The organism is Streptomyces sp. MA5143a, from assembly GCF_900290235.1.
In the GTDB taxonomy this organism is placed as follows: Bacteria; Actinomycetota; Actinomycetes; order Streptomycetales; family Streptomycetaceae; genus Streptomyces.
Map to the genome: position 1 here is coordinate 71,234 of NZ_OLMK01000096.1, position 21,765 is coordinate 92,998.

Consider the following 21,765-nt stretch of genomic DNA (forward strand, 5'->3'; position numbering starts at 1 on the left):
CACAGCGGAGAGGCCCTGCCGGTACTCCCCAGTACCGGCAGGGCCTCGTCGTGTCCCCCGCGGAGGTCAGCCGCAGGTTCCCCTGATGTCGTCCTCGTACAGGTGCGAGACGATCGCCGCCTCGAACCGGGACTTGAGGTCGAGCTTGCGCACGATGTTGGCGGTGTGGGCCCGTACCGTGCGCTCCGCGATGCCCAGGCGGCGGGCGAGCCAGCGGTTCTGCTCGCCCGTCGCGAGCAGCAGCAGCACCTCCCGCTCGCGATCGGTCAGCGCGGAGAAGTCGAGTGCGTCCTCCCGTACGGCAACAGCCATGTGAGTCCCCCTGGTTGTGTTCGGTCGTGTCGGCTTCCGTCGGCTCGTGGCCGGGGAATCCGTGCGCATCCATCGGCTCGTGCCCGACGTCCATGGGTTCGTGTCCGACGTCCATCGGTCCTTGTCCGACGGATTCCAGCCTGCCAAGCGCTTTCGGCCGGATCCCGCCCCGCGGGGCGCAGCTTGCTGCACCGGCGCGACACCATGCTGCGAGCGAAACTTTCGGCCCGCGCCGTTCGTTCGTGTCGTGGCCCGGGCTCTTCCGTCACACATTCGCCACACGTTCCACGGCGAGCCGCCGTGAACGGACGAAGTCTTGACCAACGCATTACTGTGAGTCCCGATCATTTCGGTGGATTCCGCATCGCCGTGGCCCGACCAGCCACACCCGCGATACCGGCCACCGGCCCGGGCCGTACGGGAGGAACACGGGGGGACAGATGAACGATGCGGGCAGCATGGGGCTGTTGGGGCTCACCGCGATGGAGGAGCGCGTCTACCGGCACTTCCTGAGGAATCCGGGGACGACGGCGGAGGACATCCACCTCCTGCTCCACGCGTCGCAGGACGTCGTCGGGGCCGCGCTGCGGCGACTGACGGAACTGGGCCTGCTCCGCCGCGCCGAGGCGACGGCGGAGGGCGGGGCGGCGGGCGCGGCGCGGGCGGCGGAGGATCCGGCCGCCGCCGGGAGCGAAGCCGGCGGCACCCTGACGGCGGCCGACCCCGAGGTGGCCGTCGGCCTGCTCACCGACCGGCGGCTGAGCGAACTGCACCACGAACTGCAACAGGTGACCCGGCCCCGTCACCTCGTCGCGGAACTCCGCGCCGAGCAGGGCGCCCACACCCAGGCCGGCGGCGGCGTGGAGCGGATGACGAACCTGACGCAGATCCGCGACCGGATCGACGACCTGGCGTTCTTCGCCCGCGAGGAGATCCTCTCCGTCGAGCCCTACCGGGCGCTCACCCGGGAGAACATCGCGCACGCGCGGCCGCTGGACAGCCGCTGTCTGCGCCGGGGCGTCCACATCCGCAGCGTCGTCCTCAAGGACGCCCTGGACGATCCGGCGACCGCCGCCTACCTGCGCGAACTGAACGCGCAGGGCGCGCGGATCAGGGTCGCCGCCGACATCGCCGAGCGCGTCCTCGTCTACGACCGGCACACCGCGCTGGTCCCGGCGGACCCGTCGGACACCTCGCGCGGCGCGCTGGTCGCGCAGGAACCGGGCCTGGTGGCCAGCATCCTGGCCCTCTTCGAGAAGATCTGGGACCAGGCGACGGACCTCACCGACCTGCTGGGCGCCCCGGCACCCGAGTCGGAGGCCCTGACGCCGATGGAGCTGGAGGTCCTGAAGTCGATGTGCCGGGTCACCAAGGACGAGATCGGTGCCCGTGAACTCGGCGTCTCCCTGCGCACCTACCGCCGGCACGTCGCCGACGTACTGCGCACGCTGAACGCCAGCAACCGTCCGCATGCGGCCCTGCTGGCCCGGGAGCGGGGCTGGATCTGACCCCGCCGGTCAGGGCGTCCCGGCGGCACGCCAGCCGCCCAGCGCCGGGTCGGTGAGGACCTCCGCCAGCCAGTCCCGTACGGCATGGGCGGGCGAACCGGACGGGGGCCGGATCCGAAGGTGGATCCGGCCCCCGTCCTCGTCGAGTCGCCAGGCGTGTTCCCAGCCCCCGGGCAGTTGGCCGAGGACCCTGATCACGGCCGTCGCGGCGGGTGCGTCACCGGGAGCCCTGCGGACGAGGACCAGTTCCCGGAACCCACCGCCCCGGTACTCCTTCTCCCGGCACGTCGGGCCCCGGTGTTCCCCGCGGTACTCACCGTCCCGGTACTCACCGTCCCGGTACTCACCGTTCCGGCACTCACCGTCCCGGTGCTCACCGTCCTGGAACTCCACGGTCGTCATCCCGTCCGTTCGTCCCGCCGGCTCACTGCCAGCCGTTGACGGACAGCGCGACCGACGGCCCGGACCCCGCGGCCACCGTCGCTCCCAGCGGCAGGGCCATGATCAGCGCGAGCGCCGACAGTGTCCTGATGATGCGTGCGTTCCCCGTGTTCCCCGTGTTCTTCATGACCACGACTCTGCCAGCGGGAACAACCCGCCTGAAGGCTCCGCGATGTCAGGATGCTGCACCGGGCGGGACACTTGCTGCCAGGCACTTTGCTGCCAGGCGGCGGCCTGCGGGGGCGGTCCGCGGGGGCGGCTCTCAGTCCGAGGTCTGCTGCCGCTTCGGCCGCCACACGACCAGCGCGCTCGTCTGCTGCACCTCCTGGTAGGGCACCAGGTCACGCCGGTACGACGCGTGCACCGCGGCCTCGCGCTGCTGCATCGCCGCCGCCGCTCCCTCGACCGCCGTCTGGAGCTCGGCGACGCGCTGCTGGAGCGCGGCGACCTGGTTCTCCAGCTCGATGATGCGCTTGATGCCGGCCAGGTTGATGCCCTCGTCCTGCGACAACTGCTGCACGGTGCGCAGCAGTTCGATGTCGCGGGCCGAGTACCGCCGACCGCGCCCGGCCGTACGGTCGGGCGAGACCAGGCCGAGGCGGTCGTACTGGCGCAGGGTCTGCGGGTGCAGACCGGAGAGCTGGGCGGCCACCGAGATGACGTACACCGGTGTCTCTTCCGTCAGCTCATAGGGGTTACGACGGCGGCCGGGTGTGTCCATGGTGTGGTCATGCTCCCTTCGCGGCCTGGAACAGCTCCGCCCGCGGGTCCTCGCCCGCGGTCGCCTCGCGATACGCCTCCAGGGCGTCACGAGCCTTCCCCGACAGATCCTTGGGGACACTCACCTCGACGGTGATCAGCAGGTCCCCACGGGTGCCGTCCTTGCGGACCGCTCCCTTGCCGCGGGCCCGCATCGTACGCCCGTTGGGGGTGCCCGGGGGCAGTTTCAGGGTGACCGGGGGGCCGCCCAGGGTCGGGACCCTGACCTCCCCGCCGAGCGCCGCCTCCGGGTACGTGACCGGCACCGTCACCGTGAGGTTGTCGTCCTTGCGCCCGAACACCGGGTGCGTGTCGACGTGCACGACCACGTACAGGTCGCCCGCGGGGCCGCCGCGCTCGCCGGGCGCGCCCTTGCCGCGCAGCCGTATCCGCTGCCCGTCGGCGACGCCGGCCGGGATGCGGACCTGCATGGTGCGGGACGACTTGGCCCGGCCGGAGCCCTTGCAGATGTCGCAGGGGTTCTCGGCGATCAGGCCCCGGCCCTTGCAGTCCGGGCACGGATCCGTCAGGGAGAAGCCGCCGCCGGAGCCCCGCGCGACCTGGCCGGTGCCGACGCACGTCGGGCACACCCGGGGGGTGCCGTTGGCGTCGCCGGTGCCCGAACAGGCCTTGCACGGGGACTGCGAGGACATCCGCAGCGGCACGGTGGCGCCCTCGATGGCCTCCGTGAAGCTCAGCGTGACCTCGGACTCGATGTCCTGGCCGCGCCGGGGCTGCACCCGCGTGGTGCCGGAGCTGCCCCGGTTGAACAGGCCCCCGAAGACGTCACCGATCCCGCCGCCGAAGCCGCCCGCTCCCTGTCCGCCCTGGGCGCCGCCCCCGAAGAGGTCGCCCAGGTCGAAGTTGAACGAGCCGCCGCCCGCGCCGGGGCCCGGACGGAAGCCGCCGTTGCCGAACAGCGCGCGGGCCTCGTCGTACTCCTTGCGCTTCTTGGGGTCGCCGAGGACGTCGTTCGCCTCGGAGATCTCCTTGAACCGCTCCTCGGCCTTGGCGTTTCCCTTGTTGGCGTCCGGGTGGAACTCGCGGGCGAGCTTCCGGTACGCCTTCTTGATCTCGGCCTCGGTGGCGTCCTTGGGGACGCCGAGGACCTTGTAGTAGTCCTTCTCGATGAAGTCCTTGGTGCTCATCCCCGGCGCCCCTCCTTCCCGTCGTGTTCCGCGTCGTGGACGTCAGCCCTCGTCCGGGCCACCGTTCTCCTTGTCGTCGGCCGTCTCCGCGGACTCGCCGTCCGCCTTGACTGTCTGCGCCCCCGGCTGGGGTTCGGCCACGGCCACCCGCGCGGGGCGGATGGTCCGTTCGCCGATGCGATACCCCGGCTGCAGAATCGCCACGCACGTCGTCTCGGTGACGTCCGGCGCGTAGCTGTGCATGAGGGCCTCGTGGATCGTCGGGTCGAAGGGCTCGCCCTCCTTGCCGAACTGCTGCAGACCCATCTTCGCCGCGACGGTCTCCAGCGACTCCGCGACGGACTTGAAGCCGCCGACGAGTTCGCCGTGCTCCCGTGCGCGGCCGATGTCGTCGAGCACGGGCAGGAGCTCGGTCAGGAGGTTCGCGACGGCGATCTCCTTGACCGTGATCCGGTCGCGCTCGACCCGCCGACGGTAGTTCTGGTACTCGGCCTGGAGGCGCTGGAGGTCCGCCGTGCGCTCACCGAGCGCCGTGCGCACCTGGTCCAGCTGGGCCGTCAGGCCGGCCACCTGGGCCGCCGCTGCCGCGTCCCCGGCCGGGGCCGCCCCCTCCTTGGGGGCGGCCTTCGGCTCGGCGTCCTCGGAGCCGGAGGAGGGGACGTCGGGCTGCTGCGGCTGACCTTGCGGCTGCTGCTCGTCGAAGCCCGGGGTCTCCTCCGTCACGCGGCACCGTCCTTCCGGTCCTCGTCGACGATCTCGGCGTCGACGACGTCGTCGTCGGCCTTGGCGCCGGCGGCGGCACCCTCCGGGCCGCCCGCGGCCTGCGCGGCCTGGGCGTCGGCGTACAGGGCCTGGCCGAGCTTCTGCGACACGGCGGCGACCTTCTCGGTGGCCGTGCGGATCTCGGCGGTGTCCTCACCCTTGAGGACGTCCTTCAGCTCGGCGACGGCGGCCTCGACCTCGGTCTTGATCTCGCCGGGGACCTTGTCCTCGTTGTCCTTGAGGAACTTCTCCGTCTGGTAGACGAGCTGCTCGCCCTGGTTGCGGGTCTCGGCGGCCTCGCGGCGCTTCTGGTCCTCCTCCGCGTACTGCTCGGCCTCCTGGCGCATCCGGTCGACCTCGTCCTTCGGCAGCGAGGAGCCGCCGGTGACGGTCATCTTCTGCTCCTTGCCCGTGCCCAGGTCCTTGGCGGTCACGTGCATGATGCCGTTGGCGTCGATGTCGAAGGACACCTCGATCTGCGGGACGCCGCGGGGCGCCGGCGGCAGACCGGTCAGCTCGAACATCCCGAGCTTCTTGTTGTACGCCGCGATCTCGCGCTCGCCCTGGTAGACCTGGATCTGCACGGACGGCTGGTTGTCCTCGGCCGTGGTGAAGATCTCGGACCGCTTGGTCGGGATCGTGGTGTTGCGCTCGATGAGCTTGGTCATGATGCCGCCCTTGGTCTCGATGCCGAGGGACAGCGGGGTCACGTCGAGGAGCAGGACGTCCTTGACCTCACCCTTGAGGACACCGGCCTGGAGCGAGGCGCCGATGGCGACGACCTCGTCCGGGTTCACACCCTTGTTGGCCTCCTTGCCGCCGGTCAGCTCCTTGACGAGCTCGGCGACGGCGGGCATACGGGTGGAGCCACCGACGAGAACGACGTGGTCGATCTCGGACAGGGCGATCCCGGCGTCCTTGATGACGTTGTGGAACGGCGTCTTGCAGCGCTCCAGCAGGTCCGCGGTCAGCTGCTGGAACTGGGCGCGGGTGAGCTTCTCGTCGAGGTGCAGGGGGCCCTCGGCGGAGGCGGTGATGTAGGGCAGGTTGATCGAGGTCTCCGTGGAGGAGGACAGCTCGATCTTCGCCTTCTCGGCGGCCTCGCGCAGACGCTGCAGCGCCATCTTGTCCTTGGCGAGGTCCACGCCGTGGCCGGCCCTGAACTGCTGCACCAGGTAGTCGACGACGCGCTGGTCCCAGTCGTCACCACCGAGGTGGTTGTCACCGTTGGTGGCCTTCACCTCGACGACGCCGTCACCGATCTCCAGCAGCGACACGTCGAAGGTGCCGCCACCGAGGTCGAAGACCAGGATGGTCTGGTCGTCCTTGTCGAGGCCGTAGGCGAGGGCGGCGGCCGTCGGCTCGTTGACGATGCGCAGCACGTTGAGACCGGCGATCTCGCCGGCTTCCTTCGTGGCCTGCCGCTCGGAGTCGTTGAAGTAGGCCGGGACGGTGATGACCGCGTCCGTGACCTTCTCGCCCAGGTACGCCTCGGCGTCCCGCTTCAGCTTCTGCAGGATGAACGCGGACATCTGCTGCGGGTTGAACGGCTTGCCGTCCAACTCGACCTTCCAGTCCGTACCCATGTGCCGCTTCACGGACCGGATCGTCCGGTCCACGTTCGTGACCGCCTGGCGCTTGGCGACCTCGCCGACCAGCACCTCACCGTTCTTCGCGAAGGCGACGACGGACGGCGTGGTCCTGGCACCCTCGGCGTTGGTGATGACGGTGGGCTCGCCGCCCTCCAGAACGCTGACGACGGAGTTAGTCGTGCCCAGGTCGATGCCGACCGCACGTGCCATTTCGATTCCTCCAGCTGACTTGAGTGGAACGGACTCAAGTGTGCACGACCCTCCCCGCTGGGTCAACAGACCTGAGTCGAGCCGACTCAACTTTTATCTCCCACTTATCCGCAGGAGGCCGCTGACCTGGGATTTAGCAGGGCTACGGGGCCCAGAACCGTACCTCGGAATGGTGAACGGAGGGACCGTCGAGGAGGGGCCGGGGGCGGTCCCGCAGCTGCCGGTCCAGGAACGCGCCGACGTAGGCACGGGTGATCTCCAGCCCGCGCGCGCCCGAGAGCCCGGCTTCCGCGACGGGTCCGTCCGCCGTCCCCGGGGCGGCCTGGTCGACGAGCGCCAGCAGGTCGGTGAAGGACTCGTGCTGGGCACCGTCGACGGTCAGCCAGCGCTTCCACCCGGACAGCGCGGACCAGGTGCGACCCCAGTACGGCTCCCCCGCACCACCCGGCGCGTTCTCGGGCGTGCCCATCATCAGGAAAGGCCGGTCCACGCCGGGCGTGGAGACCTCGGCCAGACCGTCCAGGGTGAGCCCCGCGTCGATCCTGCGGTCGCCCCGCATGGCCGGGACGGTGCTGTACCCGCCCGCGGAGTGCCCCACCATCGCGACGCGCCGCCCGTCGACGGCCCTGCCGCCGCCCCAGACCGGACGGGGGCCGGTGAGCCGGTCGAGCACGAACCGCATGTCGGCGGCACGGCCTTCACCGATCCGGGTCAGCTTGGCCTGGTCGTACGGCGGGGTGCAGGCGGCACACGGCGTGGTGCGCCCGTCGGGGAAGGTGGTCGCGACGGCCTCGTGGTTGTGCCCGACGCCCGCGACGACGTAACCGCGGCTCGCCAGGTCCTCCGCGAGCGACGACAGTGTGGCGCGCGGCAGCTTGAATCCCGGTGAGAGCAGGACCAGCGGCGAACGCCGCCCCAGCGGGCGGGCGTCGGCCACGGAGTACGTCCGCACCCTCGCCAGCGTGTCCTTGGGTACGTCGTCGGCGCCCAGCAACTCCAGCAGCGCCGCCGACTCCCGCTCCGTCATGTACGGCGCCGGCCGGGCACCCCTGGCGGGCACCGCCGGGTACCACAGCGACACCATCAACTCCCGCCGCTGCCCGGCGACCCAGGGGTCGGCCCGGGACGCGTCCCGCAACGCCAGCGCGGTCCGCCCCACGGCGAACGGACCGGTGGGGCGCGGCAGTTCGAGAGCGGGGGCGATGCCGGTGCCGGTGCCCGGGGCCGACGGCATGGCGGAAGGCGCGGCCGAGGCGGCCGAGCCGGTCGCCGCGAGGCCGGTACAGGCCATGGCCACGGCAAGGGCGAAGACCCCGGCGAAGACCCTGCCCCTGGCCCTGCCCATGGGCCTCCTGGTCATGGGCAGGGCCAGGGGCCTGGTCATGGGCCTGGTCGTCGCGGGAACGGCACGGCGGAGATCACGAAGGGGGCTCATACGATCGCTCGTCACGCCCCTGAAGACGTATCCGGACGGTTCCTGCCTCCAGGTCCACGCGAAAAGGCGGATCCTCCGCCGGCCGCACGTTCTTGCGGACGCGCTCCTGCTCCATGGCCCGCCTGGCGGCCCCGGCGGCCGGGTCGACCTCCTGCACGAGCCCGGCGCCGATGGAGGACAGTCTCTTCGTCCTCCGCCAGTAGACCCAGCCCCTGCGCTCCATCCACAGCAGCAGCCGGTCCCCCGCGAACCCGGCTGCCCCCACTCCGACGACCACCCCGGCGATCAGTAAGACGATGTCCACGCGTCACCCATCCGCGGGCAGGGTCAGGGTGTAGCGGAGCTTCTCCTTGGGGCGGGCGCCGAGGCGGTCGTAGAAGCGGGTCGCGCCCTCGTTCCAGGCGGGCGTCTGCCACTGGCTCTCGTCGAGGCCGAGGGCGCGGGCCTCGGCCGCCACCGCCTCCATGAGGAGGGCGCCGAGGCCGGAGCCCCGGCTGTCGGAGCGCAGGAACAGGCAGTCCATGTGGAGGTACTCGCGGGCCTGCCAGGTGGAGATCTCGGGCGAGCAGGTGGCGTAGCCGACGACCTCGCCACCGGGGAGTTCGGCCACCAGGCAACGCAGTCGCGGGGCCGGGGTGTCGAAGAGGAGCGCGCTCAGGCGGGGCGCGAGGTCGGGCGGGGGCGGGGCGGCGTGCTCGTAGGCGGCGTGCTCGGCGGCCAGTTCGACGACGCGGCCGATGTCCTCGGGGCGGGCGCGGCGGACGGCCGGGGTGGCGTCGGTCACCGGAGGTCGCCCTCCACCGTGTCGGACCGCCAGGCCGTCAGCCGGTCGGCGATCGGGGCGGCGGAGGCCAGGACGTGGCGGGAGTAGGCGTCGCGCTCATGGGTGAGGACGGCCGCCTCCCAGACGCAGGGGGCGAGTCCGGTGCGGCCGGGCCGCAGTTCCTCCGGGCGGCCGGCCGGGCCGGTGAAGATCGCCAGGTCGGACATGAAGCCCTCGATCCAGGTGTGCACCAGGACGTAGTCGCCGTCGCCGCCCGCGTGCAGGATCAGCACGGCGAGCCCCAGGGACCCGCGCGCCCGGCCGAGCGCGAGGTGGTCCTCGGCGACGCGGAGCGCGGCGGCCGTGTCCGCCTCGGTGAGGGTGCGGCCCGGCGCGGTGAGGCCGTAGACCTTGACGAGGTGCCCGGAGAGTTCGCGGGTGCCCAACGGGCGTACGGGGCGCGGGTGGTGCTCCTTCGCGAGGGCGAGCAGCCCGTCCGTGTCGACCGCCGCCGGGTGGTCGTGATCGTGTCCAGTCATGGAGCCATCATGTGCGGCCGGCACCGGCCGGACCACGGGTTTCTCTCTCCGCTTCTCTCTCCGCTTCTCTCACCACCCGGTCTGCGAACGGCGTTTGAGGGCCGCCACTCCGTCCGCCCGGCGCGGCGCTCCGGCCGCCGGTGCCGCGCCGGAGGCGGCCCGGGGCCGGCCGTCGGCCGCGGGGAACCGGCCCGTCGCCGGTGCCGGGTCGGGCCGTCTGGGACGCGACATCGCCCGCGCGCCCTGGGCGCCCGCGGCGCCGAGCCCGTACACCCGCACCCGTGACATCCCCGCCACGACGACGACCGCCGTGCCCGCCACCCACCACACCCCGCCCGCCTTCATCCACAGCATGTGGACGGCGACGCCGACGACGACCGACGCGACCGCGCAGACGCCCATCACGACGGCGACGCCCACCGGGGTGAGCCCCAGTCGCCGCAGCCGGTGGGGGAGGTGGTCGGGGCCGCTCCGCCAGGGTTCGCGGCCGGCGAGCCGCCGGGAGAGCAGGACCAGTACCGCGTCGGCGGTGGCCAATACGGTGAGGGCGAAGGGCCCGCCGATCCCCACGCCGTGCCCGGCGGCGTACGCGTACACCTGGACGACGCCGCCCGCGAGCAGGAACCCGACGAACAGCGCTCCGCACTCCCCGAGCGCCACCCGCGCGGGCGGCCAGTTCTGCATCAGGAACCCGGTGAGCCCGGCGGCGAGCACGCTGCACAGCGCGGCCAGCCCGTCGAGCACCTCGGCGGCGGCGCACACGCTCAGCCCGAACGCGGTGACGACCCCGACGACCCCGAGCACCCCGTCGGGACGGCCGAGCCCCTTGAACCCGTGCACGACGAACACGATCCACGCGACGGCGCCCACCCCGCCGAGGACACCGACCTCGTCGTACGGCACCACGAACGCGGCGGCGCAGGCGACGCCCACGACACGCGGCACCCACGGCAGCCCCCAGAGATCGCCGATGAGCCCGAGCCCGCCCACGGCCACGCCCGCCAGGAGGAGCCGCCCGGCCTCCTCCCCCAGCGGCGCGACCCCGCTCCGCTCCCCCAGCCAGGCCACACCACCCACCCCGCAGAGGAGCGCGACACCCCCGAGCAACGGCACCGGCCGCATCCGCCGCCGCTCCACGATCCCGAGCCGCTGCGCGGGCACGCGTACGGCCGCCGTCAGCACGGCGGTGACCAGGAGGGCGGACGCGGCGGCGAGGATTCCGTACAGCACGGAACCAAGTTAGGGGTGAATGTGACGATTTCATACGAATAACACGATCGTTTTGAAACAGCACGATCGTTCCGCCCGCCGATCGGAGGTACGCAAGCCGTTCGCGGCCGACGGGGCCCCTTCAGATCGCCGCCCCCCCACTCAGGCAACCCTCAGCGACGCAGATCACCGCGTCGCTGGCTACAGTGCGGCAGGAGAAGTGGGTAGTCTCAGACGGACTGCATAAGTTACCGCTTAGTAATGACCCTCGCAGGCCCGAGGAGCCCCCAAATGCAACTCGCCGCGATCATCGTGTCGCTGGTACTGACCGTGGTCGGCGTCGCGCTGCTCGCACGCGCCATCGGTCAGTTCATCCGGTACTTCAAGCTCGGCCAGCCGGTCCCGGCCGGCAGCCGTACCGACAATCCCTACCAGCGCAGCGTGACGCTGGTGCGGGAGTTCCTCGGGCACACCCGGATGAACCGGTGGGGCATCGTGGGCTTCGCCCACTGGTTCGTGGCCGTCGGCTTCCTCACCCTCCCGCCGACCCTCGCCCAGGCCTTCGGGCAGCTCTTCGAGGCCGACTGGGTGCTGCCGGTCATCGGCGGTTTCCTGCCGTTCGAGCTGTACATCGAGTTCATCGGCGTGATGACGATCCTCGGCATCGCCACGCTGATCGTGATCCGCCTGCTGAGCCTGCCCTCGCGCGCCGGCCGCAAGTCCCGCTTCGCGGGCTCCAAGGCCGGTCAGGCGTACTTCGTCGAGTACGTCATCCTCACCATCGGTCTCGCCATCTACGTGCTGCGCGGCCTCGAGGGCGCCCTCCACCACGTCGACCACTACGAGGCCGCCTACTTCGCCTCGTACCCGCTGGTCCTCGCGTTCAAGGGGCTCAGCCTCCCCGTCCTGCAGAACCTGGTCTACTTCACCGCGATGGTGAAGATCAGCACCTCGTTCATCTGGATGATCGTCGTCTCGCTGAACACCAACATGGGTGTCGCCTGGCACCGCTTCCTCGGCTTCCCGAACATCTGGTTCAAGCGCAACGCCACCGGTGAGACCGCCCTCGGCGCGCTCCAGCCCATGACGAGCGGCGGCAAGCCGATCGACTTCACCGACCCCGGTGACGACGACGTCTTCGGTGTCTCCCAGGTCGAGCAGTTCTCCTGGAAGGGCCTGCTGGACTTCTCCACCTGCACCGAGTGCGGCCGCTGCCAGTCGCAGTGCCCCGCCTGGAACACCGGCAAGCCGCTCTCCCCCAAGCTGCTGATCATGTCGCTGCGCGACCACGCGCACGCCAAGGCCCCCTACCTCCTCGCCGGTGGCGGCAAGACCATGGAGGGCGAGGAGAAGGCGTCCGAGGAGCAGCTGAAGGACGTCCCGACCGCCGCGCTCGCGGAGGCCGAGCGGCCGCTGATCGGCACCGTCGAGGAGAACGGCGTCATCGACCCCGACGTGCTGTGGTCCTGCACCACCTGCGGTGCCTGCGTCGAGCAGTGCCCCGTCGACATCGAGCACATCGACCACATCGTCGACATGCGCCGCTACCAGGTGATGATCGAGAGCGCGTTCCCGTCCGAGGCCGGGACGATGCTCAAGAACCTGGAGAAGAAGGGCAACCCCTGGGGCCTGGCCAAGAAGCAGCGGCTGGAGTGGCTCAAGGAGGTCGAGTTCGAGGTCCCGGTCGTCGGCAAGGACATCGAGGACCTCAGCGAGGTCGAGTACCTGTACTGGGTCGGCTGCGCCGGCGCCCTGGAGGACCGCGCCAAGAAGACCACCAAGGCGTTCGCCGAGCTGCTGCACATGGCGGGCGTGAAGTTCGCGATCATGGGCGGCGACGAGAAGTGCACCGGTGACTCCGCCCGCCGTCTCGGCAACGAGCCCCTCTTCCAGGAGCTCGGCATGGAGAACGTCGCCGCGCTGAACATGGCGTTCGGCGAGGAGATGGACGACGAGGGCAACATCACGCCCGAGTCGAAGAAGCCGAAGTCCGCGAAGAAGATCGTCGCCACCTGCCCGCACTGCCTCAACACGCTCGGCAACGAGTACCCGCAGCTCGGCGGCGACTACGAGGTCATCCACCACACCCAGCTGCTCCAGCACCTGGTGGACGAGGGCAAGCTGATCCCGGTCACGCCGGTCGAGGGCATCATCACGTACCACGACCCGTGCTACCTGGGCCGCCACAACAAGATCTACACGCCGCCGCGCGAGATCATCGCAGGCGTCCCGGGCCTCAGGAACGAGGAGATGCACCGCCACAAGGAGCGCGGCTTCTGCTGTGGCGCCGGTGGCGCGCGGATGTGGATGGAGGAGCGGATCGGCAAGCGCATCAACAACGAGCGCGTCGACGAGGCCCTCTCCCTCAACCCGGACATCGTCTCCACCGCCTGCCCGTTCTGCCTCGTCATGCTGACCGACTCGGTCAACGGCAAGAAGAACGATGGCAAGGCCAAGGAGTCCATCCAGGTCGTCGACGTGGCCCAGCTGCTGCTGGAGTCCGTCAGGACCCCGGTCACCGACGAGGACGAGCCCCCCGCGGGCGCGGCCGAGACGGAGAACGAGCCGGAGCCCCAGCCGGTCAAGTGACCGGCCGGTCCTCCGGCCCCGCGACACCCCCGATGCCCCCGTGCTCCCCCCGAGCACGGGGGCATCGCCCTGCCGCCCGCGACGCGCGATACCGGGCGAACGCCTCGCGGGCGTCCGGCACGAACGCCGGATCCCCCACCAGCCCGGCCAGCTCCGCCTCGCCCACCCACCGGTACGAGGCGACCTCGGCGGGGTCCGGCCGCAGCGGGCCCGTGACGACCACCTCGTGCAGGCCCAGCCAGTAGGGGCTGATCGCCCCCGCGCACCGGAACTTCAGCACGAACCGGGGTCGCCCCCGGACCCCCAGCTCCTCCCACAGCTCCCGCGCGGCGGCCTCCTCGTACGACTCGCCGACCTCGGTGGCGCCGCCGAGCAGCCAGGTGACGTGGCCGGGGAAACGGGACACGTCGTCGGGGCGTCGGTGGACCAGGTACCGGCCGGCGGGGTCGCGGCACACGATCGTCGCCACCCGGTGCGGCCACCCCCGGCGGATCGCCTCGCCCCGGTCGACGACCCCGATCACCTCGTCGTCGTCACCGACCCGCTCCACCAGCTCGCCCATGCGGCCCACCCTCGCAGAGGGCACCGACAACGGGCCCGGCGAAAGGCCCCGCGCCTCTGCTCCACCTCTCCGCGCAGCGGGCTCCACCTCTCCGCGCACGGGGCGGCGCTCACCGCTCCGCCTCCGCGAAGCGCTCCTCGACCTCCGGCGGCAGCTCCTCGCCGAGGCGCGTCAGGAAGACGGGCTCCTCGTCCGCCGAGCGGCGGACCGCGATGGCGTCGGCCGGGTCCAGCCCCTTGATCCCGTACGCCTCGTACACCTCCGGTGCGGGGGTGGCGTCGGTGTCGCCGGGAGTGTCGTCGCAGTGCATCGCGCGGGCCGTGCCCACCTTCGCCCCCATCGGCAAGTCCTCGGCGGCGCGGCCGATGTAGCTCTCCCCGTCGTACTCCAGGACGAACGCGCACTTCGCCGTGGTCGCCCCGCTGTCACCGGAGTCCCCGTCGCCGGCGGCGCCGTCCCCCTCACCCGCCGCGTCGTCCCGGCCGAAGATCCGGTCCGCCGCGTCCGGGATGGGCTCGTCCTCCCTCGGGTCCACCATGACGGACAGCCCACCGCCGGGTGACTCCCGGACGGCGATCGCGTCGGCGGGGTCGACGCCCTTGATGGCGTACGCCGTGTAGACGGTCCGGTCCTCGGCGGCCACGGCGTCGGCGGCGTCCTCCTCGCCGCCGCCCTCGTCCTCGCAGATCGCCTGCCGGGCGGAGCCCACCTTCGACCCGAGTGCGTACTCGACGCGGCCCACGTCGACGTACTGGCTGTCGCGGTAGTCCACCACGAACGCACAGGACGCCGAGGACTCCCCGCCACCCCCCAACGCGGCGCAGCCGACGGCCAGGGGGGTCAGTACGACGGCGGCCAGGGCGGTCCGCGCACGGGCGACGAGCATGGTCACGTCTCCTTCGTCAGAGGTCGCTTCGCTCCCTGGACGCACGGCGCGCGTCGAACGTTCGGTTCACTTTCCGGCCACCCGCACACAACCCTTCGTACGCCCCACGCGTCACACCGACGAGTCACACCCACGAACCGCCCTACGTCGTCCCCCTGGAGGTCACCCGTGGTCGCAAGGAAGCTCGTCGTGGCCGCCTGTGCGGGAGCGCTCGCGGTGGCGGGGCTCGCCCTGCCGATGGCCGGGAGCGCGGTCGCCGCGCCGGGGACGAAGGACGACTTCAACGGCGACGGGTACCGGGACCTCGTCATCGGCACCCCCAAGGCCAACGCCGTGACCGTCACGTTCGGGTCCCCTTCCGGTGTCGGCACCGGCTCCGCCAGGTCGGTGACCCTCACGCAGAACTCGCCGGGCGTGCCCGGCGCACTGGAGCCCGAGGACGAGTTCGGCGAGAACGTGACCGGCGGGGACGTGAACCGGGACGGCTACACGGACCTGATCGTCGGCGCGCCCGGCGAGAAGGTCGACGGCAGGGCGGACGGCTCCCTCACCCTCCTCTGGGGCGGCGCCCGGGGCTTCCGCACCGGCGGCATGGTCCTCAATGCCCCCACCGCCGAGGACGTCCGCTTCGGCGAGGGCGCCTCCTTCGTCGACCTCGACGGCGACGACGCCGGGAACCTGGTGGTGGTCTCCGAGAACCGCTTCTGGTGGTACGCCGACGGCGTGCCGGACAAACCCGCGATCGCCCCGGAGGTCGACTTCCTGCCCGCCGGTGTCCGCCTCGACGGCGTCCTCGGCGCGCACTTCTCGAACGGCTCGGGCAGCGACTACGTCCTGCACGGCACCGACGCCGCCGGCCACGGCTTCGCGGGCTACCTGCGCGGCGGCGCGGGCGACATCGGCTATTACTACCGGCCCCTCTTCCAGGGCGCCGTGTCCGACGTGATCACCGAGCCGCGGGTCGCCGCCGGTGACGTCGACGGAAACGGCTACACCGACCTCGTCCTCGGCGAGCCGGGGGCCGGTACCGGCGGACGGATCACCGTGTGGCCCGGCAACGACCGCGGGCTCGGCGTCGACGGATGGCCCTCGCGGTCGTACAGCCAGGCGAGCACGGGCGTCCCGGGCGCCGACGAGCCGGGGGACGGCTTCGGCGCCTCGGTCGCCGCGGGCGACGTCACCGGCGACGGCCACGCGGACGTGGCCGTCGGCGCGCCCGGCGAGACCGTCGACGGGGTGCAGGGGGTGGGCGACGTCGTCCTGCTGAAGGGGTCCGCCGGCGGTCTGGGCCGGGGCACGTCCTGGCACCAGGCCACCCCCGGCGTGCCCGGCGCGGCCGAGACCGACGACGCGTTCGGCGCCACCGTCCGGCTCAAGGACGTCAACGGCAACGGTCGCGCCGACCTGGCGATCGGCGCGACCGGCGAGGACATCGGCACGGCACGGGACACGGGCGCGGTCTGGGTCCTGCGCGGGACGGCCTCCGGCCTCACCACGTCCTACGCCGCCTCCTTCAACGCCCTCGACTTCGGCCTGGGCGGCACGACGTACCCCGCCTTCGGCACCCTCCTCCGTTAGGGCCCTTCTGATGGATCTCCGCGGCGTCCGGTGCGCGGCGCCGCGCGGTGTCTCCTCCAGTCCGGTGCGGCGTCACGGAGCCCGGGCGCCGTGACTCTGCGAAACGCCTCAAGCAAGGCCCCGGGGGCTGTCGTTCGGCTCGCGTCGGTTGCAGGATCGGTGCCGTCGGGTCGGCGAGTCCCCTCGCCCGGGCGTGACCCGAACGACCAGGCTCGGCCTCCGTACGGCCCGACGCCGCGACTCCCGCCGCCCCCAGACCAGTTGGAGCCCCTCGTGTCCACCACCCCCCAGCCCCGCGGCCCCCGGCCGTCCGGCGGACGAAGAGCCCTCACCGGCGCCCTTCCCTCCGCCCTCCCCACCGCCGTCCTCGTCACCGTCGCCGGCCTCGGCCTCGGGATGCTCGTCGCGCCCCCGGCGAGTGCCGTGGGATCCGTACGCAGCGACTTCGACGGCGACGGCTACGCCGACCTCGCGGTCGGCGTGCCCTCGGGCACCACCGGCGGGCACGCCAAGGCCGGCTTCGTGCACGTGCTGTGGGGCTCCGCGGACGGCCTCGGCGGCAGGAGCACCAGGATCGACCAGGCGAGCGGCGGCATCCCGGGCACGGCGGAGGCCGGTGACCAGTTCGGGTACGCCCTGCGGGCCGCGGACTTCGACGCGGACGGCTACACCGACCTCGTGGTGACCGCGCCCGGCGAGCAGGTCGGCGCCTCCGGGCACGAGGGCGCCGCGTATGTGCTGTGGGGCTCGGCGAGAGGGCTCAGGACAGGGCTGACGGTGGCCAAGGGAGCCTCCGGGCAGCGGCTCGGCCGACTGGCCACGTCCGGGGACTACGACGGCGACGGCGACCAGGACCTCGTCCTCGCCGTGAGCGGCGAGGAGGGCGGCGCCACGGTCCTGCGGCCGGGGCCGCTCACCTCCGCCGCGCCCACGACCCTCGTCGAGGGCTACGACTTCGGTGACGCCCGCGCGCTGACCACCGCGGACTTCGACGGCGACGGCAGGGACGACCTGGCCGTCACCTACAAGGGTCTGGAGATCTCGGGCACCCGTGTCCGTGCCCTGGCGCCCGGCGGCTGGACGACGCGCTGGCAGGCCGCCGACTTCGGATCCGCGCTCGCCGCCGGCGACTTCGACGGCGACGGCCGGACGGATCTGGCGGTCGGCGAGGTGCTGCCCGACCCCGAGGCGGAGGGCGCGTACTGCGCGGACCGGCTCGGCGGCGCCCTCGCCACGGTGTACGGGGCGCCGGGCACCACGCTCGGCGGCCCGGTCACCTGCACCACCCAGTCCTCCCCCGGTGTGGGCGGCACGGCGGAGTCCGAGGACAACTTCGGCGCCGCGCTGGCCGTCGTGGACCTGGACGGGAGCGGGCCCGACTCCCTGCTGGTGGGCGCGAGCCACGAGGCGGTGGGGTCGGCGGCCCGCGCGGGCGCGTACTGGGAGCTGGAGGCGGGCGGCGACCGGGTGTTCACCGGTCCGGCCTTCACACAGAGCTCCGCCGGGGTGCCGGGCACGGCCGAGGAGGGCGACCTGTTCGGGGCGGCGGTGGCGGCGGCCGACTTCGACCGGGCGAAGTACGACGACCACGTGATCGGCGCGCCCGGCGAGAACGCCCCCACGGGCGCCCTCTGGTACCGCCCGTCGGCGGGCGACGCCTCCCGTCTGCCCGCGGTCTCGCTCACCCCGGCGAAGCTCGGACTGACGGGAGCGGCCGGGTACGGGGCGGTGCTCGGCCGGTGAGCCGTGCGGGGCGCGGGGAAACGACCGAGAACGTAAGAGGTCCCCGGCGCCCCACCGGTTCCACCCTCCACGGAAATTCTTCGAACTCCCGTACAACCCTCCCGCACCTCTATCGGTCTCCTGTTCGCCGACTTCCCCGTGAACCCCGGACGAACTACGGGCGAACACGGACAGGAAGGGCACCCCATTGACTGCGGACGTCTGCCAGGCGTCCCGCATGCAGCAGGAGATTCCCGCATGCACAAGCATCTGCGACTCGCCCTCGCGACGGCCTCCGCGGCCGCGCTGACGGGCGGTCTGCTCACGTTCTCGGCCGCGACGGCGACGGCGGCCGACTCGGTCCACCACCCGGTGGCGGACTTCAACAACGACGGATACGGCGACGTGGCGTACGCGGCCGGATCGGCCACGGTCGGCGGCAAGAGGGGCGCCGGCCAGATCGTCGCCCTGTACGGCTCCGCTAGCGGTGTGACGTCCACGAAGCGCACCACGATCAGCCAGAACACCTCCGGTGTGCCCGGTGACGCCGAGACGAACGACGCGTTCGGCTGGGTCAGCGCCTACGGCGACTTCAACAACGACGGATACGACGACCTCGCCGTCTCCGCGTTCCTGGAGGACGCCGGCAGCGACACCGACGGCGGCACCGTCGTGATCGTGTGGGGTTCGTCGGCCGGACTGTCCGGCGCCACCACCCTGAAGGACCCCGCGGCCTCCTCCCACGACAAGTGGGGCAAGACCCTGGCCGCGGGCGACTTCGACGGCGACGGCAAGGAGGACCTCGCGGTCGGCGCCACGACTAGCACGATCTACGTCTTCAAGGGCGGCATCAGCAAGTCCGGAACGTACGGCGCCCGCTCGACCGTGAAGCCGCCCATCATGTCCGGTGACGGCACGGGCCCGCTCAACCTCACCGCGGGCGACGTCAACGGCGACAAGCGGACCGACCTGATCGTCGACGGCTTCGAGACCGACAGCCCCTACAACTGGAACGCCAACTACTACCTGCCGGGCACCGCCTCCGGGCTGTCCACCTCGTCCGCGCAGAAGCTGAAGCCCGGCATCATCACCGGCATCGGCGACGTCAACGGCGACGGTTACGGCGACATCGTGACCGGTGAGGAGTGGGACCCGTCCAAGGACGGCAGCGAGCCCTCGGTGCCCGAGTCCGCCACCGGCGGCAAGGTCCACATCATCTTCGGCTCCGTCGACGGCCCGGCCGGGTCCACCTCGTTGACCCAGAACAGCGGCAACGTGCCCGGTTCCTCCGAGCGCGGTGACTTCTTCGGCAACGAGCTGTCGCTCGGCGACATCAACGGGGACGGCTACCAGGACCTCGCGGTGGGCGCCGCCGGCGAGAACCTCGGCGGCGTCGTGAACGCGGGCGCGGTGACGGTCCTCTACGGCTCGGCATCCGGCCTCAACACCTCCTCCGGCTCCCAGTACTTCGCCCAGTCCACGGCGGGTGTCCCCGGCTCGGACGAGACGGACGACTTCTTCGGGTCCGAGGTGAAGCTCACCGACGTCACCGGCGACGGCCGGGCAGACCTCACGGTCGGCGCGTACGGCGAGAACGCGGGCAACGGCTCGGTGGTCTACCTGCCGTCCAACGGCACGAAGATCAGCACGACCGGGTCCCGTTCCCTCGCTCCCTCCTCGCTCGGCGTGTCGACGGACGCGTCCCCGCTGCTCGGCGGAAACGCGGCCAACTGATCAACCGCACTCAGGAGTTGGGCCCGCATCCGGCAAGGGTGCGGGCCCTCTCCCCTTCCCCCGGGAGCCCCACCATGCGCACCCGCCCCCTGCCGCCGGCCTGACGACGCGGCGTGCGGCGACGTCCACGCGGGCCACGGCCGGGGGGCCCGGGGCCGCCGAGTCCCAGGACTGGTTCGGCTCGGCCGTCCGCCTGGCCGACGTCGGCGGCGACGGCAGGGCCGACCCGGTCGCGACCGCCTACGGCGAGAACGGTCTCCGCCCGCCGGGCCGGCGCCTGCGCGGCCAGTCCACCTTCGGCTGGACCCTCGCCCCGTGACACCTTGAGATCGAATCCCGGGCGGCCGACGGAAACCGCTCAAAAATTCACCGAACTCCCGTACAACCCTCCGGTACCTCCAAGGGTCTTCTGCTCGCAGACCCCGTACGTCCCTCTTTCCACGCAGTACCTGTCACGTCACATGCCTCACGGCATACGGCAGTTGGGCCCGCCCCCGGTCGGCGCGGGCCCCGGCTCCCCTCTGGAGTTCCTCTTGCGCACTCGTCCGTTCCTCCTGGCCGCGGGCCTGCTCACGAGCACGCTCGCGCTGACCGCGCCCACCGCCCACGCGGCGGGTACGGCCGCCCCGTACGACTTCAACGGCGACGGCTACCGCGACCTGGCGACCGGCGCCCCCGGCGCCACGGTCGGCGGGAAGGCGAAGGCGGGCGCGGTCACGGTCGTCTACGGCGGTTCGACGGGGCCGGGCACTGCCAGGTACAAGCTCCTCACGCAGAACACGACCGGTGTGCCGGACAGCGCCGAGACCGGCGACGGTTTCGGCACGGCGGTGGCGTCGGCCGACCTGAACAGGGACGGGTACGCGGACCTGGTCGTCGGCACACCCGGCGAGGACCGCGGCGGCGACACCGACGACGGCATGGTCCAGGTCGTCTGGGGCGGGAGGTCGGGCCTGTCGGGCTCCCTCACCCTCCTCGGCGGCGGCTCCGACACCGACCGTCTCGGCCAGGCCCTCGCCATCGGCGACTTCGACGACAACGGCAAGGTCGACGTGGCCGCGGGCGGCCGGGGCGCCGTCGACCTCACCGTCCTCCAGGGCCCGTACACCAGGGCGGGCGGCGCCGACGGAGGGGTGCGGGGCGCGTCGATGGCGAACGCGCCGACGCCGTTCGACCCGGCGTACGGCGTGGAGTACCTGTCGGCGGGCGACATCAACGGCGAGGGCTTCGACAGCCTCGTCGTCCACGGCCGAAAGAAGGGCACCGACGACGCGCTCACGGCGGTCGCCGACACCCGGGTGATCGACTTCCTGAACTGGATGGAGTACGTGCCGGGCGGCTATGTGTCGGCCGTCGGCGACGTCACCAAGGACGGTCGCGCGGACATCCTGATCGGCAACCACCGCGAGCCCTCCGCGGACCCCTCCGGTGCGCTCGGCGGCCGGGCCACGCTCGTCCTGGGCGCCCCCGAGTCCCAGTGGGTCAACGCCCGCGCCATGGCGGAGATCACGCAGGACGCCTGGGGTGTCCCCGGCGCCGCGGAGGCCGGCGACGGCTTCGGCGGCGGCGTCGCCATCGGCGACTTCACCGGCGACGGCTACGGCGACCTGGCCGTGGGCGCCCCCTACGAGTCCTTCGGCGGCGCCGAGGACACCGGCACGGTGACCCTCCTGCGCGGCACCGGCGTCGGCTATCTGCCGACGGGCGCCCGCACCCTCTCCCAGTCCACCTCCGGCGTCCCCGACGGCGCCGAGTCCGGCGACCGCTTCGGCGCCCGCGTCCTGCTCTCCGACACCACGAAGGACGGCAAGGCCGACCTGAGCGTCGGCGGCACCGGCGAGAACGGCGGCGACGGCGCGGTCTGGTGGCTGAAGTCGGCGACGACGTCGGGGGCGAAGTCCTTCGGCCCCGCGAAGTTCGGCATCGCCACCACCGGCACCCCGGCCTTCGGCGCCCCCCTGCGCGGCTGACCGCCCGCGCCCTCACCGACTCCCCTCACCCTCACCTTCACTCAAG

General features: G+C 72.2%; 20 protein-coding genes. 6 read left to right on the forward strand and 14 right to left on the reverse strand.

From position 1 onward, the window contains the following. Positions 1-66: 66 nt before the first annotated feature. Positions 67-312 carry a helix-turn-helix domain-containing protein gene (locus tag SMA5143A_RS34350; protein WP_107466735.1) on the reverse strand — a complete coding sequence of 82 codons (246 nt, stop codon included), beginning with the start codon at positions 310-312 and terminating at the stop codon, positions 67-69. A gap of 440 nt (positions 313-752) precedes the next feature. Between SMA5143A_RS34350 and SMA5143A_RS34355 the strand changes: the two genes are divergently transcribed. After that, positions 753-1,820, forward strand: a complete 1,068-nt coding sequence (locus SMA5143A_RS34355; protein ID WP_107466736.1) for a helix-turn-helix transcriptional regulator — start codon at positions 753-755, stop codon at positions 1,818-1,820. Between the two features lie 9 nt (positions 1,821-1,829). On the opposite strand, the gene SMA5143A_RS34360 is transcribed toward SMA5143A_RS34355, so the two are convergent. The 11 genes from SMA5143A_RS34360 to SMA5143A_RS34405 all read right to left on the reverse strand — a co-directional run bounded on the left by SMA5143A_RS34360 (position 1,830) and on the right by SMA5143A_RS34405 (position 10,699). Next, positions 1,830-2,222, reverse strand: a complete 393-nt coding sequence (locus SMA5143A_RS34360) for a hypothetical protein (RefSeq protein ID WP_107466737.1) — start codon at positions 2,220-2,222, stop codon at positions 1,830-1,832. A gap of 22 nt (positions 2,223-2,244) precedes the next feature. Next, positions 2,245-2,388: a hypothetical protein gene (locus tag SMA5143A_RS43205; protein WP_181362141.1), complete on the reverse strand. Its 144-nt coding sequence runs from the start codon at positions 2,386-2,388 to the stop codon at positions 2,245-2,247. Positions 2,389-2,523: 135 nt separating this feature from the next. Beyond that, positions 2,524-2,982 carry a heat shock protein transcriptional repressor HspR gene (locus SMA5143A_RS34365; protein ID WP_099966866.1) on the reverse strand — a complete coding sequence of 153 codons (459 nt, stop codon included), beginning with the start codon at positions 2,980-2,982 and terminating at the stop codon, positions 2,524-2,526. Between the two features lie 7 nt (positions 2,983-2,989). Beyond that, complete coding sequence (gene dnaJ, locus SMA5143A_RS34370) at positions 2,990-4,168, reverse strand: molecular chaperone DnaJ (protein ID WP_107466738.1); 1,179 nt, start codon at positions 4,166-4,168, stop codon at positions 2,990-2,992. A 42-nt stretch (positions 4,169-4,210) separates the two neighbouring features. Further along, positions 4,211-4,891, reverse strand: a complete 681-nt coding sequence (grpE, locus tag SMA5143A_RS34375; protein ID WP_055715940.1) for a nucleotide exchange factor GrpE — start codon at positions 4,889-4,891, stop codon at positions 4,211-4,213. Next, a complete protein-coding gene (gene dnaK, locus SMA5143A_RS34380) occupies positions 4,888-6,732 on the reverse strand; it encodes a molecular chaperone DnaK (protein ID WP_099966864.1) in 1,845 nt (614 codons plus the stop codon). Before dnaK ends, grpE begins: the two co-directional genes overlap by 4 nt. Before the next feature lie 142 nt (positions 6,733-6,874). After that, the gene (locus tag SMA5143A_RS34385) at positions 6,875-8,116 is read right to left on the reverse strand and encodes an alpha/beta hydrolase family protein (RefSeq protein WP_181362142.1); all 1,242 of its coding nucleotides are present in this window, start codon (positions 8,114-8,116) and stop codon (positions 6,875-6,877) included. Between the two features lie 34 nt (positions 8,117-8,150). After that, positions 8,151-8,471, reverse strand: a complete 321-nt coding sequence (locus tag SMA5143A_RS34390; protein ID WP_258193891.1) for a hypothetical protein — start codon at positions 8,469-8,471, stop codon at positions 8,151-8,153. Between the two features lie 3 nt (positions 8,472-8,474). Then, positions 8,475-8,951, reverse strand: a complete 477-nt coding sequence (locus SMA5143A_RS34395; protein WP_107466740.1) for a GNAT family N-acetyltransferase — start codon at positions 8,949-8,951, stop codon at positions 8,475-8,477. After that, positions 8,948-9,469 carry a hypothetical protein gene (locus SMA5143A_RS34400; protein ID WP_107466741.1) on the reverse strand — a complete coding sequence of 174 codons (522 nt, stop codon included), beginning with the start codon at positions 9,467-9,469 and terminating at the stop codon, positions 8,948-8,950. The genes SMA5143A_RS34395 and SMA5143A_RS34400 overlap by 4 nt, the downstream gene beginning before the upstream one ends. A gap of 69 nt (positions 9,470-9,538) precedes the next feature. Further along, entirely contained in the window at positions 9,539-10,699 is a 1,161-nt protein-coding gene (locus SMA5143A_RS34405) for an MraY family glycosyltransferase (RefSeq protein WP_258193892.1), read from the reverse strand. Positions 10,700-10,969: 270 nt separating this feature from the next. Between SMA5143A_RS34405 and SMA5143A_RS34410 the strand changes: the two genes are divergently transcribed. Beyond that, the gene (locus tag SMA5143A_RS34410) at positions 10,970-13,267 is read left to right on the forward strand and encodes a (Fe-S)-binding protein (RefSeq protein ID WP_107466742.1); all 2,298 of its coding nucleotides are present in this window, start codon (positions 10,970-10,972) and stop codon (positions 13,265-13,267) included. On the opposite strand, the gene SMA5143A_RS34415 is transcribed toward SMA5143A_RS34410, so the two are convergent. Together SMA5143A_RS34415 and SMA5143A_RS34420 are read right to left on the reverse strand one after the other, a co-directional pair. Beyond that, positions 13,260-13,829, reverse strand: a complete 570-nt coding sequence (locus tag SMA5143A_RS34415) for an NUDIX hydrolase (protein WP_107466743.1) — start codon at positions 13,827-13,829, stop codon at positions 13,260-13,262. The genes SMA5143A_RS34410 and SMA5143A_RS34415 overlap by 8 nt on opposite strands. A gap of 109 nt (positions 13,830-13,938) precedes the next feature. Beyond that, positions 13,939-14,715, reverse strand: coding sequence for a DUF6281 family protein (locus SMA5143A_RS34420; protein WP_107466744.1), 777 nt, complete (start codon positions 14,713-14,715; stop codon positions 13,939-13,941). 168 nt (positions 14,716-14,883) lie between these two features. Between SMA5143A_RS34420 and SMA5143A_RS34425 the strand changes: the two genes are divergently transcribed. The 4 genes from SMA5143A_RS34425 to SMA5143A_RS34440 all read left to right on the forward strand — a co-directional run bounded on the left by SMA5143A_RS34425 (position 14,884) and on the right by SMA5143A_RS34440 (position 21,719). Further along, entirely contained in the window at positions 14,884-16,293 is a 1,410-nt protein-coding gene (locus SMA5143A_RS34425) for an FG-GAP-like repeat-containing protein (protein ID WP_107466745.1), read from the forward strand. 273 nt (positions 16,294-16,566) lie between these two features. Then, on the forward strand, positions 16,567-18,036 hold the full coding sequence (locus SMA5143A_RS34430) for an FG-GAP-like repeat-containing protein (protein ID WP_107466746.1): 1,470 nt from the start codon (positions 16,567-16,569) through the stop codon (positions 18,034-18,036). A 237-nt stretch (positions 18,037-18,273) separates the two neighbouring features. After that, entirely contained in the window at positions 18,274-19,749 is a 1,476-nt protein-coding gene (locus SMA5143A_RS34435) for an FG-GAP and VCBS repeat-containing protein (protein WP_107466747.1), read from the forward strand. A gap of 533 nt (positions 19,750-20,282) precedes the next feature. Continuing rightward, positions 20,283-21,719 carry an FG-GAP repeat protein gene (locus SMA5143A_RS34440; RefSeq protein WP_107466748.1) on the forward strand — a complete coding sequence of 479 codons (1,437 nt, stop codon included), beginning with the start codon at positions 20,283-20,285 and terminating at the stop codon, positions 21,717-21,719. Positions 21,720-21,765: the final 46 nt, after the last annotated feature.

What these genes read in the sequence shown, in the direction of transcription:
- SMA5143A_RS34350 (WP_107466735.1), bottom strand. Translation starts at nt 312, where the DNA reads ATGGCTGTTGCCGTACGGGAGGACGCACTCGACTTCTCCGCGCTGACC.
- SMA5143A_RS34355 (WP_107466736.1), top strand. Translation starts at nt 753, where the DNA reads ATGAACGATGCGGGCAGCATGGGGCTGTTGGGGCTCACCGCGATGGAG.
- SMA5143A_RS34360 (WP_107466737.1), bottom strand. Translation starts at nt 2,222, where the DNA reads ATGACGACCGTGGAGTTCCAGGACGGTGAGCACCGGGACGGTGAGTGC.
- SMA5143A_RS43205 (WP_181362141.1), bottom strand. Translation starts at nt 2,388, where the DNA reads ATGAAGAACACGGGGAACACGGGGAACGCACGCATCATCAGGACACTG.
- SMA5143A_RS34365 (WP_099966866.1), bottom strand. Translation starts at nt 2,982, where the DNA reads ATGGACACACCCGGCCGCCGTCGTAACCCCTATGAGCTGACGGAAGAG.
- dnaJ (WP_107466738.1), bottom strand. Translation starts at nt 4,168, where the DNA reads ATGAGCACCAAGGACTTCATCGAGAAGGACTACTACAAGGTCCTCGGC.
- dnaK (WP_099966864.1), bottom strand. Translation starts at nt 6,732, where the DNA reads ATGGCACGTGCGGTCGGCATCGACCTGGGCACGACTAACTCCGTCGTC.
- SMA5143A_RS34385 (WP_181362142.1), bottom strand. Translation starts at nt 8,116, where the DNA reads ATGACCAGGCCCCTGGCCCTGCCCATGACCAGGAGGCCCATGGGCAGG.
- SMA5143A_RS34400 (WP_107466741.1), bottom strand. Translation starts at nt 9,469, where the DNA reads ATGACTGGACACGATCACGACCACCCGGCGGCGGTCGACACGGACGGG.
- SMA5143A_RS34410 (WP_107466742.1), top strand. Translation starts at nt 10,970, where the DNA reads ATGCAACTCGCCGCGATCATCGTGTCGCTGGTACTGACCGTGGTCGGC.
- SMA5143A_RS34415 (WP_107466743.1), bottom strand. Translation starts at nt 13,829, where the DNA reads ATGGGCGAGCTGGTGGAGCGGGTCGGTGACGACGACGAGGTGATCGGG.
- SMA5143A_RS34420 (WP_107466744.1), bottom strand. Translation starts at nt 14,715, where the DNA reads ATGCTCGTCGCCCGTGCGCGGACCGCCCTGGCCGCCGTCGTACTGACC.
- SMA5143A_RS34435 (WP_107466747.1), top strand. Translation starts at nt 18,274, where the DNA reads ATGCACAAGCATCTGCGACTCGCCCTCGCGACGGCCTCCGCGGCCGCG.